Raw genomic sequence first — 14,792 nt, forward strand, 5'->3', positions numbered from 1 at the left:
CTGAGTACCTAAATCAAGCCTATTAAGATATAATATGGTTAGTAATCAAATGAAATAGAGGATGAAATCGAATGGACTATGTATTAATTTCATCAATCGGTGCCGTTTTTATGGCAATCTTCGTGATGTTCATCCGCATGAAGGCTGCAAAAAAGCCGGCTTCCGCCAAGAAAATCATCTTGCCGCCGATTTTTATGAGCACAGGTGCTCTTATGTTTGTCGTGCCTTATTTTCGCGTAACTCCAATGGAGATTTTAGAAGCAGCCACAGTTGGTTTGCTGTTTTCCATCCTTTTAATTAAAACTTCTTCATTTGAAATCAGAGACAGCGACATTTATCTGAAGCGTTCCAAAGCTTTCGCTTTTATATTGATAGGATTGCTTGTTATCCGGATCATTGGAAAAATGGTCCTCAGCTCAACGATTGATTATGGTCAGCTGAGCGGCATGTTCTGGATTCTCGCGTTTTCAATGATCTTACCGTGGAGGATAGCGATGTATATGAATTATCGGAAGCTTCATCAGGAGCTGCACGGATCAGGGAATCCGAAAACAACTTGATAGAATGAAAGCCGCCGGGCATTGCGCTCGGCGGCTTTTTGCGTTTGCGATTAATGGACCCCATTCTTAGGGTCCCAAAGTCCATACATTTTCCGTATTTCGACAATTTGTCCGATATGATAAGCGTTGTGTATGGTTAGATTGGAAATGACAGACGACCAGGATTCAATTGGTTCCTTATAGGCGGATAAGAGAAGCTTTTCTTCACTGCTTTCTTCCAGGGATTTGATCCACTCAGATAATACGGTTTGAAGAGCCTTTATGGCAGATTGCCAATCCTCTTCAGTAACGGATTCATTGGTGCTGAATGTTTCGTCATTGGCGATATGGGTTTGAGCGAGCGGCAATTCTTTGAATCTTGTTAGATAGCGATCATTCCAGAAGGTGAGGTGGCTGACGATCTGCCAGACCGAATTGGCGGTTCCAGACTTGAATGATGCTTCTTTTGCTGATAGTCCTTCGATGGCTGCTGATAAAGGGACAAACCAATTGGGCTGGTCGAGGCAGGCGGATAGTTGTTTTAGTAAGACTTCTTTTGTGGACATTGGATTTCTCCTTTTTGGATAGAGTACTCTTCATTTCTATTCAACAAAGTTGGAGAGTATCCTTTAAAAATTCAGTTTGATGCTGGAATTTTGGTGTGTGTATTTCCGCTGCACGCACTCGCTTTCCGCGGGGCTACCGGGAGCCTCCTCGGCGTGACACCTGCGGGGTCTCCCCTGGTTCACTACTCCCGCAGGACGATGAATAAACTTCCCCGAACATACACCGCACGAAGGAAATGCGGCAGCATTTTCGAGGATCTTGCGCCCTCCACTCTATCCACACGTGCTGAATCGATGTTTGGCTCTTATAAACTCTGAATAATAAAAACCATTCCGGTGATCCGAAATGGCCTAAAATAAGTGCTCGTATGGAGTCATATTTATCTGTTTTTCTGTCAATTTCTTGCGCAGGAATTTATGATCCCTTTTTGGAGTGGCTAGAATGTAGCCTCGAATCAGGAGGTCCTGATTAATTTGCGCTGCCTTTTCCTTTAGGGCAAGTTCACCGATTTTGCCGGCTATCTTCATTCTTGCTACATCTCTGAACAGTTCAGGAACTGGACTTACCAGATCCTCAAGCAGATCCTTTTCCTTCTGCTGCCATAGATGGCGCGTTTCATTAACGTAATGCTCTTCCCAATCCAAATCCGATTTGCCATCTTCTTTCGGCATGCGCTTTAAGAATTTGCGGAACATAAAAAAGCCGCCGATCGCGAAGAAAGAAATCAAAACAACAACCCAAAACAATATAAAATACATAAACCAGCCTTCTAGCATTTCCTTCACCTACACACATATTTTCCTGTCCTTATTATAAGCCTTGTGCCGCGATACGACAAGAAAGGAAGCATTAGTCTTGAAAACAGCACCATTTGCCCTTATAATAGGAAGAGTCTTTACGGGGCTGATTGGGGTGCTGGTGCCCTCCACGGTCTTCAAAACCGCTTGTGACCTGCGTGCCAGGTCAGCTGGGTTCGATTCCCAGGCGGTCCCGCCAAATATACATATATGAAAATAATACTTAATAAAAATAATAATATGCTCTAACGGTATTCGAGCAGTTTATCTAAAGACTGTTTTAGGCTTGCTGTAAACGATGTTGGACTATCTCAACAAGACAAGATAGGTGTCCATATGCAGGGATTATTAAATTGAGGATGGGCATTATTGATAACTAAGTGAACGTGAATGTTGGAGGCTAATGGGTTTTACTGATGATGATTTCGATGAGGTACTAAAATAGTATCCAGGTAGAAGAAATTATAAAAACTCCACCTTATACAAATTAGCCGGTAACAGTATTGTAGTAAATGTATTAGAGGCAATTTTTAAAGTTTTATTAGAATTATATACATACAAAGAAGCAAATTATCTACATAAAAAAGGGTGGATTTAAGACTATCCACCCATACACCAAGATTTACCTATTGTCGCATTTCTGGTTGAAATCACCAGAACTAAGGGGAGGAAAGATGCCACCCTTAGTTAATCCATGATATGCCATTCCCTGCTTATTTATGTCCCAAAAAAAAATGTGAATCCTGCGAACTTTGGAGAGTTTGAAGGCTTAAGAGGATAATTTGGTGTAGAACGACGATGGCCAGGAACCTTAACAGTTTTATCTCCCACTTTTTTAGTGTGAGGGTTGACAGATACGATTTTCTTGCCACTTTGCGTTTTATCCATTTTATCAACTCCCTGCTTCATCTCTGCGGGGTTCTGGTGCGTGCCAGCTCAGCTGCGTTTGATTCCCAGGCGGTCCCGCCAAATATACATATTAGTGCCGCACAGTGGAATGCTGTGCGATTTTTTATTTCATCCATATACTCTCTTTGGGTGCTAAAGCATATTAAATTAATTGTTTCCGAATTCTTCTCATTGTGAGGGTTCGGCTATGATAGACTTAAGATATTTAAATGGATACTGTTGTAATAAAGAGCAGTGAAAAATAGGAGGAAGTAAGCTGATGGATAATAATGATATATTAATTCGATTGAGATATGCGTTAGAAATCAAAAATAGTGAAATGGCAGAGATCTTTAAACTTGGAGGAATAGAGGTGTCCGTACCAGAGGTGGTAAAGATCCTCAAAAAGACAGATGATGAAGAAGAGAATGACAGCCAAATAAAATTAACAAATAGTATGTTAAATTCATTTTTGAATGGCTTCATAATTTATAAAAGAGGTAAACAAGAGCCAAAACCAGGTCAAAATAATACGCCAGAACCATCCATAGAAAATAATACAAATGTAAACAATATTCTTTTAAAGAAAACCAAAATCGCCTTGTCCTTAACAACAGAGGACATGATAGATGTATTCAAAAAAGCTGGATTAAACGTATCAAAAGGAGAACTCGGAGCTTTTTTAAGAAAAGAAGGACATAAAAATTATAAAGTATGCTTAGACAATTTTTCCAGAAACTTCTTAAAAGGACTAGCGATTAAATATAGGGGATAAGGAAGAAAAGAATTCGTGTAAAAACATATAAATAGCCTATAAAGCAAAGCTGTCTGAGTTCATTAAAAAGTGAAATAGTTCATGAAATTAATTTATCTTCAGGAGTCACATAAATGTACTCCTGCCCTAAAAACGAGCCTCAAAATTGATTGAGGAGGCTCGTATTTGGATTATTGGTGTCTGACCCCGGCTGCGTTAAAACGTTAATGCCTAAGGGGGCAGGCACCTTTTTTCATGATTTCAATTGTTTTAGTAAGATAAAAATTCTATGATAAAACCTTCAAAATTTTATTGCAAAGGATTGGTTATTATTGTGAGTAATAAGACATATATATTAGACAGGTTATTGTCTAGGGTAGAGATGCGGAGATTCCCTGTGATCAATAAATTGCATGACACTTCTTTGTGATGCAGTTATTGTTCATGGGTTTTTTTATGAAAAAATGGATATTAAGGGGGAAATGGCATGAAGGTTAAGTTTTTAACATTCGTTTTAGTTTTACTGGTTGTCCTTGCCGGATGCAGCAGTGACACTAAAGTGGAAGAAACGGCTGAGATTGATTTCTGGTTCCCGGTTGCGGTTGGCGGGGATGTAGCGAACATTGTTGATGGAATTGTAGAAGAATTCGAGAAAGAAAATCCTGATATCAAGGTCAATGCGAAATATGGCGGCAGTTATGCTGAAACTATGACTCAGGTGATGGCGTCAGCACAAGGAGGGAATCCGCCTGAACTTGCTGTTTTATTCTCAATCGATCTTTTCACCTTACTTGAGAACGACCTGATCGAGGAAGTGACACCTTTGTTTGACGAAGAGTACTTAAATGATTTTTACGATGGATTCATGGCGAATTCTTCTATCGGGGATAAGGTATACAGCTTGCCATTCCAGCGCAGCACAATTGTCCTATACTACAACAAGGACGCATTCAAAGAGGCCGGACTGGATCCGGAAGCTCCACCTGAAAACTGGGATCAGCTGGTGGAATACGGTAAGAAGCTGACGAAAAATGGCGGTAAGGACCAATGGGGTCTTGAAATCCCGAGTACTGGATATCAGTACTGGATGTTCCAGGCTTTAGCACTTCAGACTGAAGACAACATCATGTCTGAAGATGGAAAGAAAGTGTATTTCAACGCACCTTACGCAAAAGGAGCGATGGATTACTGGTTGTCCCTTGGAAAAGAGCATAAGATCATGCCGGAGGGTGTCATTGAATGGGCGACAGTTCCTTCTGACTTCTTGAGCGGAAAAACAGCAATGATGTACCACACGACAGGTAATCTGACAAATGTGAAGAACAATGCAGACTTTGATTTCGGTGTATCATTCCTGCCGGCAAATAATCAGTATGGATCCCCGACTGGAGGAGGAAACATCTACTTGTTCAAAGATCTTCCCGAAGCTAACAAAGAAGCTGCGGTCAAGTTCATGAAATTTCTTACGGAACCTGAGCGTGTAGCACAGTGGTCTATCGATACAGGATATGTCGCCACTAGAGAATCTGCTTATGAAACGGACTTGTTGAAAAAGTATGTAGAGGAATTCCCGCCTGCACTTGTTGCCCGCGAGCAATTGGAATATGCGGATAGCGAATTGGCAACTTACCAAAATGGTGAGGTGCAGAAAATTTTCAATGATCATATTCAATCGATCTTGACTGGCCAAAGCTCAGTTGACGAAGGATTGGAAAAAGCTCAGGAGAAAGCAGAAGAAGTGCTGAAGCCTTTTCAGTAATAAAAGCTGCAGCAGTGGAGTGAATGGAGTGGAGCTCAAGTGAAAATATGCTGACTTGGGCTCCCTTTATTCACAAGAAAGGTGGGTTAGATCTGATGACAACGAAGCGAAGAAAATTCAGTTCCGGAACGAGGCACAATCTGTTCGCTTACGGATTACTGTTTCCTTCTTTCATTTTTTTAACTATGTTTACGTTTTACCCAACTCTCAAGTCGATCCAGTTAAGCTTCTACAGTGGTCCGATGACCCGGCTGCAGTTTTCCGGATTGGATCAGTATAAAGAAGTTTTAGCTGATGAGATATTCAGGAAGGTCATCCTGAATAACATCATCTTCATGATTGGGACAGTGCCAACGAGTTTGTTCCTGGCGATGTATCTTGCCATCTGGCTGAATAAAAAAATGGCCGGAAGCTCCTTGCTTAGGACATCGTTTTTCTACCCGACAATCATTCCGTTAATTGCGGTAGCGAATATTTGGCTTTTCATTTACACCCCTCAGTACGGACTGCTCGATAACTTCCTTCATTTGTTCGGGGCAGGGGACACGAACTGGCTGGGGAATCCCAATACAGTAATGATTGTAATGATTGTCATGATCATTTGGAAAGATGCTGGTTTTTATATGATTTTTTATTTAGCTGGTTTGCAAAATTTACCGAGAGATGTCTATGAAGCGGCTGAGATCGAAGGGGCGAAACCGCTCCAGATGTTCCGTCATATCACGTTCCCGCTACTGATGCCGACGACGCTGTTCGTCATGATCGTGGCGATTACGAATTCATTCAAGAACGTCGACCACTTGTACATTATGACTAAGGGTGGACCGGATAATGCCAGCAATCTGCTGCTCTATCATATCTATGAAGCGGCATTTACGAACTGGGATCTTGGCAAAGCTGCCGTTCTGACCGTGATTTTGATTGTCATCATGCTGGGGATCACAGCATTCAACTATTTGTACCTTGATCGGAAAATCCATTATTAAGGAGGGTGAGAATAGATGAAAAAACTGAACTATGGCATCATTATTGTTCTTGGGATCATTTCGTTTATCCCGCTGCTTTGGGTAATCATCACTTCTTTCTCTCCCGGGAATCAAGTGATCAATGGAGGTTTTCCGTTCTGGGTCTCAAACCCAACAGTTGAAAACTATGTGAAAGCGTGGGAGACTGCACCATTTATCCAATACTACATCAATACGTTCGTCATCGTATTTGGCGTGCTGATAGTCCAGTTGTTCACGATTACGCTTGCAGCTTTTGCTTTTGCGCGGGTGAACTTCAAAGGAAAAAATGTACTGTTCATCTTGTTTTTGCTCCAGCTGATGATTCAGCCTGAAATTCTGTTGTTCCCGAACTACCAGGTTATTAGCCAGCTTGGGCTCGTTAATACGAAGCTGGCCGTCATGATGCCGTATTGGGCATCAGCATTCGGGGTATTCCTGCTGCGCCAGACTTTTAAGCAGGTCCCGTATGATCTCGATGAAGCGTCGAGAATAGACGGCTGTAAATGGTATCAAACGCTGTGGCATGTATACATTCCATCAGCAAAACCGACATATATTGCGTTTGCGCTCGTGTCCGTCAGTCACCATTGGAGCAACTTCATGTGGCCGTTGATTATTACGGATTCTGTCGAGTCCCGGCCGTTGACCGTCGGACTTGCCTTGTTTGCGCAATCGTATGAAACGGGAGCACAATGGGGAATGGTCGCTGCAGGTACGGTAATGGTCATCATGCCATTGGTAGTTGCTTTCTTCATTTTCCAAAAACAATTCGTATCAAGCTTCATGCATTCAGGAATCAAATAGGTGGTGGTTAAATGGATATTCATTTTTTGGGAACGGGAAGTGCCTATCCCGGTTCCAATCGCGATAATACTTCAATTTGCTTTTCGAATGACGGTTATCATGTCCTGGTCGATGTCAGCGGCAATCCTTGCAGGAAACTGAAGCAGATGCAGATAGACTTAAGTGAGCTCGATGCAGTGGTGTTCACCCATTTTCATATCGACCATATATATGGGTTGCCATCTTTGCTGTGGGGGATGTGGCTGGAAGACAGGAAAAAGCCTTTACGGATTTTTTGCGATTACCGTAATGAGAAAAAGCTTCACGAATGGCTGGCGACAATGGAGGCTGACAAGTGGCCGATCGCCTTTCCCATTGAGGTGGAAACATTTGATGGTGATCAGGAAGAGGAGCTGCTGTCAGGCGGGGAGATGACGTTTTCCTGTTTTAAAGCGCTTCATTCTGTTCCTACTGTTGGGCTGGAGGTACGATGCCCGGGTCGAGTAGTCGTTTATTCAAGTGATACGGAAATCAACGCACTAATCGGACAGTATGACCATATAGATATGTTAATTCATGAGGCGACATCTGCTCGTAAAGTGGCCGGTAACCACAGCAGTCTTTTTGAAGTTGTAGTGAAGTATGATTTGGATAAAATCGGTGAGATTGTGTTAGTCCACTTGTCAGATAAAGAACCATATGAAGAAGAGGTGGCAAAGCTTAACAACTTGAAGGTCTTCATCGGTGAAGACATGATGACGAAAACAGTATAGGTAAATAGAAACAAGGATAGAGATGAGGAGATTCCTTGGGTTAGGCGGCATCCAATTATTAAATTGGAGGAATCGTCATGCTCAAGGAATTTTTTATTAGTCTAACGTGCAGTAAGACACCAACTGATCGAAGTTTCACTTTATTGGATGGAGGAGACCAATGAGAAACTTGAAAGGATATATTTTTGACTTGGATGGCACCGTATATCTTGGGAAGCAATTGATTGAAGGAGCAGATACAGTGGTGAATTCCCTTTTCAATGAGGGGAAGAAAGTGCTATTCCTTACAAACAAGACGATTGAATCGCGTCAGCGTTATGTGGAAAAGTTGCGCCGCTTCAAGATCAATGCGAGACTGGAGAACATTTTGAATCCGACACTTACCTTGATTGAATATTTGCGGGAACATCATCCTAATGCCGCATTGTATGTGATTGGAGAGCAGCCAATCAAAGATGAACTGGCACTTGCCGGATTTCGGGAAGGGCTGACACCAGCAGAGATCGACGTCGTTGTGCTGTCATGGGATCGAGATTTTCACTACGATCATTTGAATTTTGCCTATCAGTCCGTAAAGCTTGGTGCAAAGATGATTGCAACCAATCCTGACAGAACCTGTCCCATGGAGGTCGGCGATGTTCCGGACTGTGCCGGAATGATCGGTGCGGTGGAAGCCGTTGCCGGGAAAACGATTGATGTACAGATCGGAAAGCCATCCATTCTAACGATTGAAACAGCATTGGGAATTTTGCAGCTTAAGCCGGATGAATGTGTGATGATCGGTGATCGCCTCGAAACGGATATCCGGATGGGAATCGAAGCTGGAATGAAAACAGTACTTGTACTTAGTGGGATTACTACCAAGGAGGACTTGAGGGTTTCTCCGTGGAAGCCAGATTATGTCTTACCCTCGGTGAGTGGATTGCTATCGTTAAAATGATATTAAAAAAGGAAGCGGTAATAGAATCCCGCTCCCTTTTTTGTGTTATTCGATTTCTTTATCATCCATCATCAATTTCTTCATATCAATTTTGAGCATCCTGTCCATCGGATAGGTGGTCGTATAGCGGTATTTATCTGCTCCGGACTCAAACACGACGTAGAGTTCTTTTTGTACTTCTACGATTCCTTCTGGCATTGGTATTGCTTCGATACTTTGGCGTGGTTTAGCAGAGTGCCCATCAAGGAACCATAGGGGTACTTCTTTTCCTTCAACAGTGGCATAGGAATGAGGGTCTTCTTTTAATGGGTATTCATAACGATATAGTACACTGTCGTTTGCTCTTCCGTAGGATGTACTTAGCTTGATGCCATTCCTTGCTGCTTTTTGTATAATGGCGCCTTGGACTTTTCCAGTTGTTGAAAGGACGTAATCCGGCACAGCATTGTGCTCAGGTGAGCCATCCCAATGGGCTCCAGCAAGCAAGTCGTTGTTTCGTTCCAAATTGAAGCCGATCATCCAGGCGTAGTGCATTTCTCCATCCCTGTTTTCAATATGGTGAGATGGATCGGTCGGATAGGAGCTTGCCTCATAGAATTCTCCGACCCAGAGAATGCCCTCATCATAAACTGTGTAAGCCGCCTCGACCGGTAATGGTATTTGTTTTGTGAACTGGATTTCTCCGTTATTTTCCGCTTCTTCCAGATCACTTAAATTGAAGCTGAACAAGTAATTCTCGGAAGCTACCCAGCCATGATCGCGACTGACGGTAACGCCGCCAGCGTGACCAGTATACGGTGTGCCATCTGTGTTGTAAAGGACAACGGATTTTAACAGTTTGCCTGTCGTGCGATCTGTTACGGTAATGGTACCAGGCCGAATTCCATCATCGACATAGCTTATGGTAAGCAGCCAGTCTTTTTTCTTATAATAGGTTAATCCTTGGGGGACCAGTCCTTGCGCTAGGCCAGCAATCACCGGTCCTTCCGAACTGATATCCCATAGACTTTGATAGGCAGGATCTTTTTGATGTTTCCATCGTTCAAGCTGAGTAATGATTTGGTGTTCTGGTATTACTTGTACAGGGGCCGATTTTTCCGATACATTCCCTGATGTATCCTCTGCGCTTACTTGTAATGAGTACGTTTGGTTGCCGATCAACATATAAAGGGGAAATTCTGTTTGTGATGCATCTACTGAATATTCGAAATGGCCATCTTTGTAAATATGATAACGGAATAGATCTGTTTCAGAAGATGCATCCCAGGTCAATGTAGCATTTCCACTGCCAGCAGCCGCCTCCAGGTTGACCGGTGGATGCGGTGCTTCTTTATCTATTACTGGACGAGCTGGGGCTTGATCTTCTACCAGCCATCCCGGAGTCGGGTTTTGGTTTATTGATAATTTTTCCATTTTCCGTGTATTGCCCTTAGGATAGGTAAAGGTGATTGTTTTCTTTAGAGAAACGTCCTCTGCTGCATAATCCGCTCTGACGACTTCATGGCCATCGGGGTCATAAACGGTCAGTGTGTTACCACCATTGACTAGTCCGCCGATGTTGCCAAGGATGATTGTATCCTCTTCTTTTAAATACTTACTTTTGTAGGAAAAGAAATAGTTATAGTTAAATGCATCCAGTAAAATAGGGCTGATTGATGCGGTTCTTGTCCAGACCACTACTGTTTCCCAAGGCTTCAAAATGTATGCTTCCTCGATTTCTTCGTCCCAATTACGGGAAGCGAATCGATATCCTTTCAGGTCGATTGGATCCGGGCTATTGTTATAAAGCTCAAAGTATTCAAATGCATCATAACCTGCGTAGTTATCGGTATTAGGAATCAATTCCGTGATCAACAGGTTGGGTATGCTTGCATCTTCTGCCTTGGCGTTTTGTGCTGGAATTAATAACATTCCGATTCCTAAAATGAGAATAAAAGCAGCTAGCCAGCTAATTGATTTAATTTTCAACCAACTTCCTCCTTTTAAAAATGTTTTTTATGTAAAAATGAAAAGAACCCCATGCCAACAGAATGTACGATCATCGTACACACAATTGGCACAGGGCTCTCTTCATCTCCACCCACTATTTTATTTCCTAATTTAATCATATGGGGGCTTTGGTGTGACAATGCATATTCGGCAGGATATTTAAGTATATTCTGAATTATTAGAATAATACTTGATGTGGAGCAGCAAATGCTTTATAATTAAAAGTAACGAAAATATACCCGGCTTGTAGGAAGAGCAAAAGAGATCACCTATGAAGCGAACACTATGATTTCCCCACTTTTAGTGGGGAGATTTAGCATTCGTTTCATGGCGTGGTCTCTTTTTATCGTGAAGGGAGTTGGTTGGATGGCGGTTTACATGGAGTATATGACTGAATTCTTCTGGCATTATGAGACTTATTTTCGGATTGTGGTCAGTGCTGTATTAGGATTTTTAATCGGATGGGACAGGACATCGAAAAATAAGCCGGCTGGTTTAAAAACGTATACGTATGTGTCGGTGGCATGTACACTGATTACGATTGTTTCGATCGAAAGCGCGGAGCTGCTAAGTCAGCCGGATAGCGGAAAAGTGATGGATCCTATGCGTCTGGCAGCTCAGATTGTATCAGGTCTGGGTTTCCTTGGTGCAGGTGTGATCTTGAAAGACGGGTTGAGAGTAAAGGGGCTGACTTCAGCTGCGATGATCTTTTACGCTGGGGGAGTCGGGATTGGAATTGGAGCAGGATTTTATACCATCGTCATCTTCGCAACGTTGGTTACATTCACCATTACAAAGATAGGAAACTACTTTGAAGAGAGGGAGATTACGAGAGTGCGTTTTCCAAGGTTTAAGAAAAAAAGAAAGACAGAAGAAGAAAATCAGGAAGAGGTTGGAACTTGAAAAGAGATAGAGCTCAACTCTTGTGAATTGAGCTCTATTTGGTTAAAGATCCAGGTTCCAGAGCTTTGGATCACCAGAGGAAATGGCGAGTGCACCGGCCCCTAATCCATTCAGAATGTCTTCCTTATGACTGATCAGGCCGCCAGCGATGATCGGCAGCGCTGTCATTGTCGTCAGTTTATCAATAACAGATGGCATAAGACCAGGAAGAACTTCGATTGCATCCGGCCTACAATTATGTGCGATATCGATACCCTTGACAAGAGCATTGCGATCAATAAGAAAAAGGCGCTGGATCGTCATTAGGCCTTCTTCCTTTGCATATTTAATCAGGTTGCTCTTCGTTGTGATGATGCCGGCTGGCTTCCAGATTTCTGCTATGTATTTAATGGCACTCTTTGTGTTGGACAGTCCATCGATGAAATCAATATGGATGAAGGTAGTTTTGCCGGCTTGTTTTAGTTTTTTCAGGTATCCATTCATCGTAATCAAATTTCCAGTAAGGATGAAGACGATGTTGGCTTTTGACCGGACTGCCTTTTCAAGGTCGTCTTCTTCCTTGATTGATGCAATCACTTGTGATTGGACAATGTCAATAATATTTTGTTTCATCTGCTATGCTCCTTCAATAGTCTGAATATTCTATATTATAGCATAAATTTGAACTGGTTAGTTACTTTTGCAGTGGGTGATTAACGTATCGTTAATTAATTTATTCATCCAGGGCAAGAATAAAATAACTGCAAACTATCGTAGTTTATAAGGAATATAAAGATATGATTTGACAATTATAGAGTGAAATCTTTCCCTTTAAGGTTTTTTTAGTTAAACAGCAATTAAGGAGTAAACTCACCAAATCTTATGTATTGTGACATATATAGAATACAGTAGAGTGCAGAATGGAAGGAGTTGAGTTGACCTAGAGTTAGTAAGTCAATGATTAAGAAAGGCACTACTGATCTCAAGAATACTTTTTCTGCTTATCTCTCATTTTCACTATATAAATTAACCACACCTTCAGCCATCCCCCTAACACTTTTCCTAAGCGAAACAGGCCTTACAATCTTAATTTGATTCCCAAACCCAAGTATATACTCTCTAGCCTCTTGTTCAGTATCAAAGCAAAGACTTGCCGGAATCCATCCATTATCCTTAGGATTATCCATGTGTATCACCTGTACGAATCGCCCAGTAAAATTAATCCGCTGAATAATGGTCGGAGACATCTCAACATCCACCTCAAACTTAGGCAGGGTGCTAATAAATGTCTGCTTTGATTTCAACCAATAGTCTGCTAGATCAAAGTCGCTGGGCCTGCTGAAATTCTCATTCATAAGTTCTGCATCCACTATTCTTGAAACACGATAGCTTTTTATCTTTTCATCAGAAGCAGCTATGAGATACCAGGTATTCCCTTTAGCGACCAGTCCTAATGGCTCTACGATTCGATCGCTCGTTTGTTTATCAGCCTTTTCATATTGAATCTGAAGCATTCTCTCCTCCCAAACGGCCTGCTGTACTATTCCAAATGACTTCATTTCCCGTGGTGTTTGTCTCCAAGTGCCGGTGTCAATATGAATCCGGTTGGAAATGTCTTTAACATCATCTTTCATTGGAGCGGGAATCGCTGCAAGGAGTTTCTGGCGTGCTTCTTTCCAATCATCGCTTATTCCTAGATCCGCAAGGTGCTGGAAAGAAGGGGAGAGAAGCAGTGTTTTAATTTCATCTGCTTTTAACCCGGTAAGATTTGTTCTGTATTTCTCAAGCAGTCTCCATCCGCCAAATTTTCCGCGTTCAGCGAGGACTGGAATGCCTGCAGCGCTTAAGGCTTCCATATCCCGGTGTATGGTGCGTTCTGTTACCTCCAATTCTTTTGCTAATTCCCTTGTGGTCATTCTTTCGTTATTTTGAAGCAATAATAATATAGAAATGAGTCTGTCAGCCCGCATTCATTTCACTCCTGGACAATAAAAATGTTAAATATGACATTGGATGTCAACATTAATGATTATAGTATAGATATAACACAAAAGGGGGCAGATAGGAATGACGGCATTAAAAGGAAAAATTGCATTGGTAGCCGGAGGAACACGGGGAGCTGGCCGCGGCATCGCCATGGAACTGGGGGCTGCAGGAGCTACAGTGTATGTTACAGGTCGTACGACACGAAATCAGATGTCGGAATATGGCCGTAAGGAAACCATTGAAGAAACAGCTGAATTAGTCAACGAACTGGGTGGTAATGGTATTGCTGTCCAAGTGGATCATCTGATACCTGAACAGGTGCAGTCATTGATTGAAAGAATAGAGAGGGAACAGGGAAGGCTGGATATCCTCGTCAATGATATATGGGGAAGCGAAAATTTGATGGAATGGGATATACCTGTTTGGGAGCATTCCCTGGAGAAGGGGATGAGAATGCTTCGTCTGGCGATTGATACGCATATTATCACAAGTCATTATGCCCTTCCGCTCCTGATCAAAAACAAAGGCGGATTAGTTGCCGAAATCACAGACGGAACAGAGGAGTACAATCAAAATCGTTACCGTCTTTCTCTATTTTATGATTTGGCTAAAAGCTCGGTTATCCGCATGGCTAAAGCGCTGGCACATGAACTTGCTCCTTATGATTGCACAGCGGTTGCTGTTTCACCTGGCTGGATGCGTTCTGAAATCATGCTCGAGGTGTTTGGGGTAACAGAAGAGAACTGGAAAGACGCAGCCGAAAAGGAACCTCATTTCGTGATCTCAGAAACACCAAGGTATATAGGCCGTGCAATTAGTGCTATAGCAAAAGATCCTGATAATAAACGGTTGAATGGCGGGTCCTATTCTAGTGGCCAGCTGGCCAAAATGTACAATTTTCATGATCTGGACGGTTCGCAGCCTGATGCTTTCCGATATTTGGTTGAGGTTCAGGAGGCGGGGAAACCGGCCAATGCTGAGGGATATAGATAGCTTTTTATTGGAAAAACTCCTTTGCAGAACTCCTGCAAAAGGAGTTTTTTAATTTGCCTAAGGGAGCCTGACTTTTATATCCAAATTTTGGTGAACAATATCACTTTAATCGTTATAATAAAACCAGGTATATAA

General features: G+C 42.3%; 15 protein-coding genes and 1 tRNA gene. 10 read left to right on the forward strand and 6 right to left on the reverse strand.

All coding sequences use genetic code 11. The features are described from left to right. Positions 1 to 71 precede the first annotated feature (71 nt). Positions 72 to 560: a CcdC family protein gene (locus ACR42H_RS10400; protein WP_436375939.1), complete on the forward strand. Its 489-nt coding sequence runs from the start codon at positions 72 to 74 to the stop codon at positions 558 to 560. Between the two features lie 50 nt (positions 561 to 610). Here the strand turns inward: ACR42H_RS10400 and ACR42H_RS10405 are convergent, their stop codons facing one another. Then, positions 611 to 1,105, reverse strand: a complete 495-nt coding sequence (locus ACR42H_RS10405; RefSeq protein WP_436375941.1) for a DinB family protein — start codon at positions 1,103 to 1,105, stop codon at positions 611 to 613. 351 nt (positions 1,106 to 1,456) lie between these two features. Continuing rightward, positions 1,457 to 1,882 (reverse strand): DUF2621 domain-containing protein, encoded by a 426-nt coding sequence (locus ACR42H_RS10410; RefSeq protein ID WP_113882063.1) that lies wholly within the window; start codon positions 1,880 to 1,882, stop codon positions 1,457 to 1,459. A gap of 123 nt (positions 1,883 to 2,005) precedes the next feature. On the opposite strand from ACR42H_RS10410, the gene ACR42H_RS10415 reads away from it, so the two are divergent. Then, positions 2,006 to 2,102 (forward strand) — tRNA-Sec (locus tag ACR42H_RS10415). Positions 2,103 to 2,620: 518 nt separating this feature from the next. On the opposite strand, the gene ACR42H_RS10420 is transcribed toward ACR42H_RS10415, so the two are convergent. Next, positions 2,621 to 2,791: a hypothetical protein gene (locus tag ACR42H_RS10420; protein WP_436375944.1), complete on the reverse strand. Its 171-nt coding sequence runs from the start codon at positions 2,789 to 2,791 to the stop codon at positions 2,621 to 2,623. A 280-nt stretch (positions 2,792 to 3,071) separates the two neighbouring features. Here ACR42H_RS10420 and ACR42H_RS10425 point away from each other — a divergent pair, with 280 nt between their 5' ends. The 6 genes from ACR42H_RS10425 (at position 3,072) to ACR42H_RS10450 (ending at position 8,807) form a co-directional block, all read left to right on the forward strand. After that, a complete protein-coding gene (locus ACR42H_RS10425) occupies positions 3,072 to 3,566 on the forward strand; it encodes a DUF1456 family protein (protein WP_436375947.1) in 495 nt (164 codons plus the stop codon). Positions 3,567 to 4,032: 466 nt separating this feature from the next. Further along, complete coding sequence (locus ACR42H_RS10430) at positions 4,033 to 5,304, forward strand: ABC transporter substrate-binding protein (protein WP_436375950.1); 1,272 nt, start codon at positions 4,033 to 4,035, stop codon at positions 5,302 to 5,304. Positions 5,305 to 5,399: 95 nt separating this feature from the next. Continuing rightward, positions 5,400 to 6,290 (forward strand): carbohydrate ABC transporter permease, encoded by an 891-nt coding sequence (locus ACR42H_RS10435; protein ID WP_113882155.1) that lies wholly within the window; start codon positions 5,400 to 5,402, stop codon positions 6,288 to 6,290. A gap of 15 nt (positions 6,291 to 6,305) precedes the next feature. After that, positions 6,306 to 7,115: a carbohydrate ABC transporter permease gene (locus ACR42H_RS10440; protein WP_113882074.1), complete on the forward strand. Its 810-nt coding sequence runs from the start codon at positions 6,306 to 6,308 to the stop codon at positions 7,113 to 7,115. 11 nt (positions 7,116 to 7,126) lie between these two features. Then, the gene (locus ACR42H_RS10445) at positions 7,127 to 7,867 is read left to right on the forward strand and encodes an MBL fold metallo-hydrolase (RefSeq protein ID WP_436375954.1); all 741 of its coding nucleotides are present in this window, start codon (positions 7,127 to 7,129) and stop codon (positions 7,865 to 7,867) included. Between the two features lie 160 nt (positions 7,868 to 8,027). Further along, entirely contained in the window at positions 8,028 to 8,807 is a 780-nt protein-coding gene (locus tag ACR42H_RS10450) for an HAD-IIA family hydrolase (protein WP_113882076.1), read from the forward strand. A gap of 45 nt (positions 8,808 to 8,852) precedes the next feature. Here ACR42H_RS10450 and ACR42H_RS10455 read toward each other — a convergent pair whose 3' ends face one another. Next, positions 8,853 to 10,775, reverse strand: coding sequence for a lamin tail domain-containing protein (locus tag ACR42H_RS10455; RefSeq protein ID WP_113882077.1), 1,923 nt, complete (start codon positions 10,773 to 10,775; stop codon positions 8,853 to 8,855). A 387-nt stretch (positions 10,776 to 11,162) separates the two neighbouring features. Between ACR42H_RS10455 and ACR42H_RS10460 the strand changes: the two genes are divergently transcribed. Further along, positions 11,163 to 11,699, forward strand: a complete 537-nt coding sequence (locus ACR42H_RS10460; RefSeq protein ID WP_243856141.1) for an MgtC/SapB family protein — start codon at positions 11,163 to 11,165, stop codon at positions 11,697 to 11,699. Between the two features lie 42 nt (positions 11,700 to 11,741). Here the strand turns inward: ACR42H_RS10460 and ACR42H_RS10465 are convergent, their stop codons facing one another. Both ACR42H_RS10465 and ACR42H_RS10470 read right to left on the reverse strand, forming a co-directional pair. Continuing rightward, positions 11,742 to 12,311: a glycerol-3-phosphate responsive antiterminator gene (locus ACR42H_RS10465; RefSeq protein WP_113882078.1), complete on the reverse strand. Its 570-nt coding sequence runs from the start codon at positions 12,309 to 12,311 to the stop codon at positions 11,742 to 11,744. Between the two features lie 368 nt (positions 12,312 to 12,679). Beyond that, complete coding sequence (locus tag ACR42H_RS10470) at positions 12,680 to 13,648, reverse strand: helix-turn-helix transcriptional regulator (RefSeq protein ID WP_436375959.1); 969 nt, start codon at positions 13,646 to 13,648, stop codon at positions 12,680 to 12,682. 97 nt (positions 13,649 to 13,745) lie between these two features. Here ACR42H_RS10470 and ACR42H_RS10475 point away from each other — a divergent pair, with 97 nt between their 5' ends. Further along, the gene (locus tag ACR42H_RS10475) at positions 13,746 to 14,657 is read left to right on the forward strand and encodes an SDR family oxidoreductase (protein ID WP_436375961.1); all 912 of its coding nucleotides are present in this window, start codon (positions 13,746 to 13,748) and stop codon (positions 14,655 to 14,657) included. The last annotated feature ends 135 nt before the right edge of the window (positions 14,658 to 14,792 follow it).

The sequence above is a fragment of the Cytobacillus sp. BC1816 genome (genome assembly GCF_051353635.1).
In the GTDB taxonomy this organism is placed as follows: domain Bacteria; phylum Bacillota; class Bacilli; order Bacillales; family Cytobacillaceae; genus Cytobacillus; species Cytobacillus oceanisediminis_C.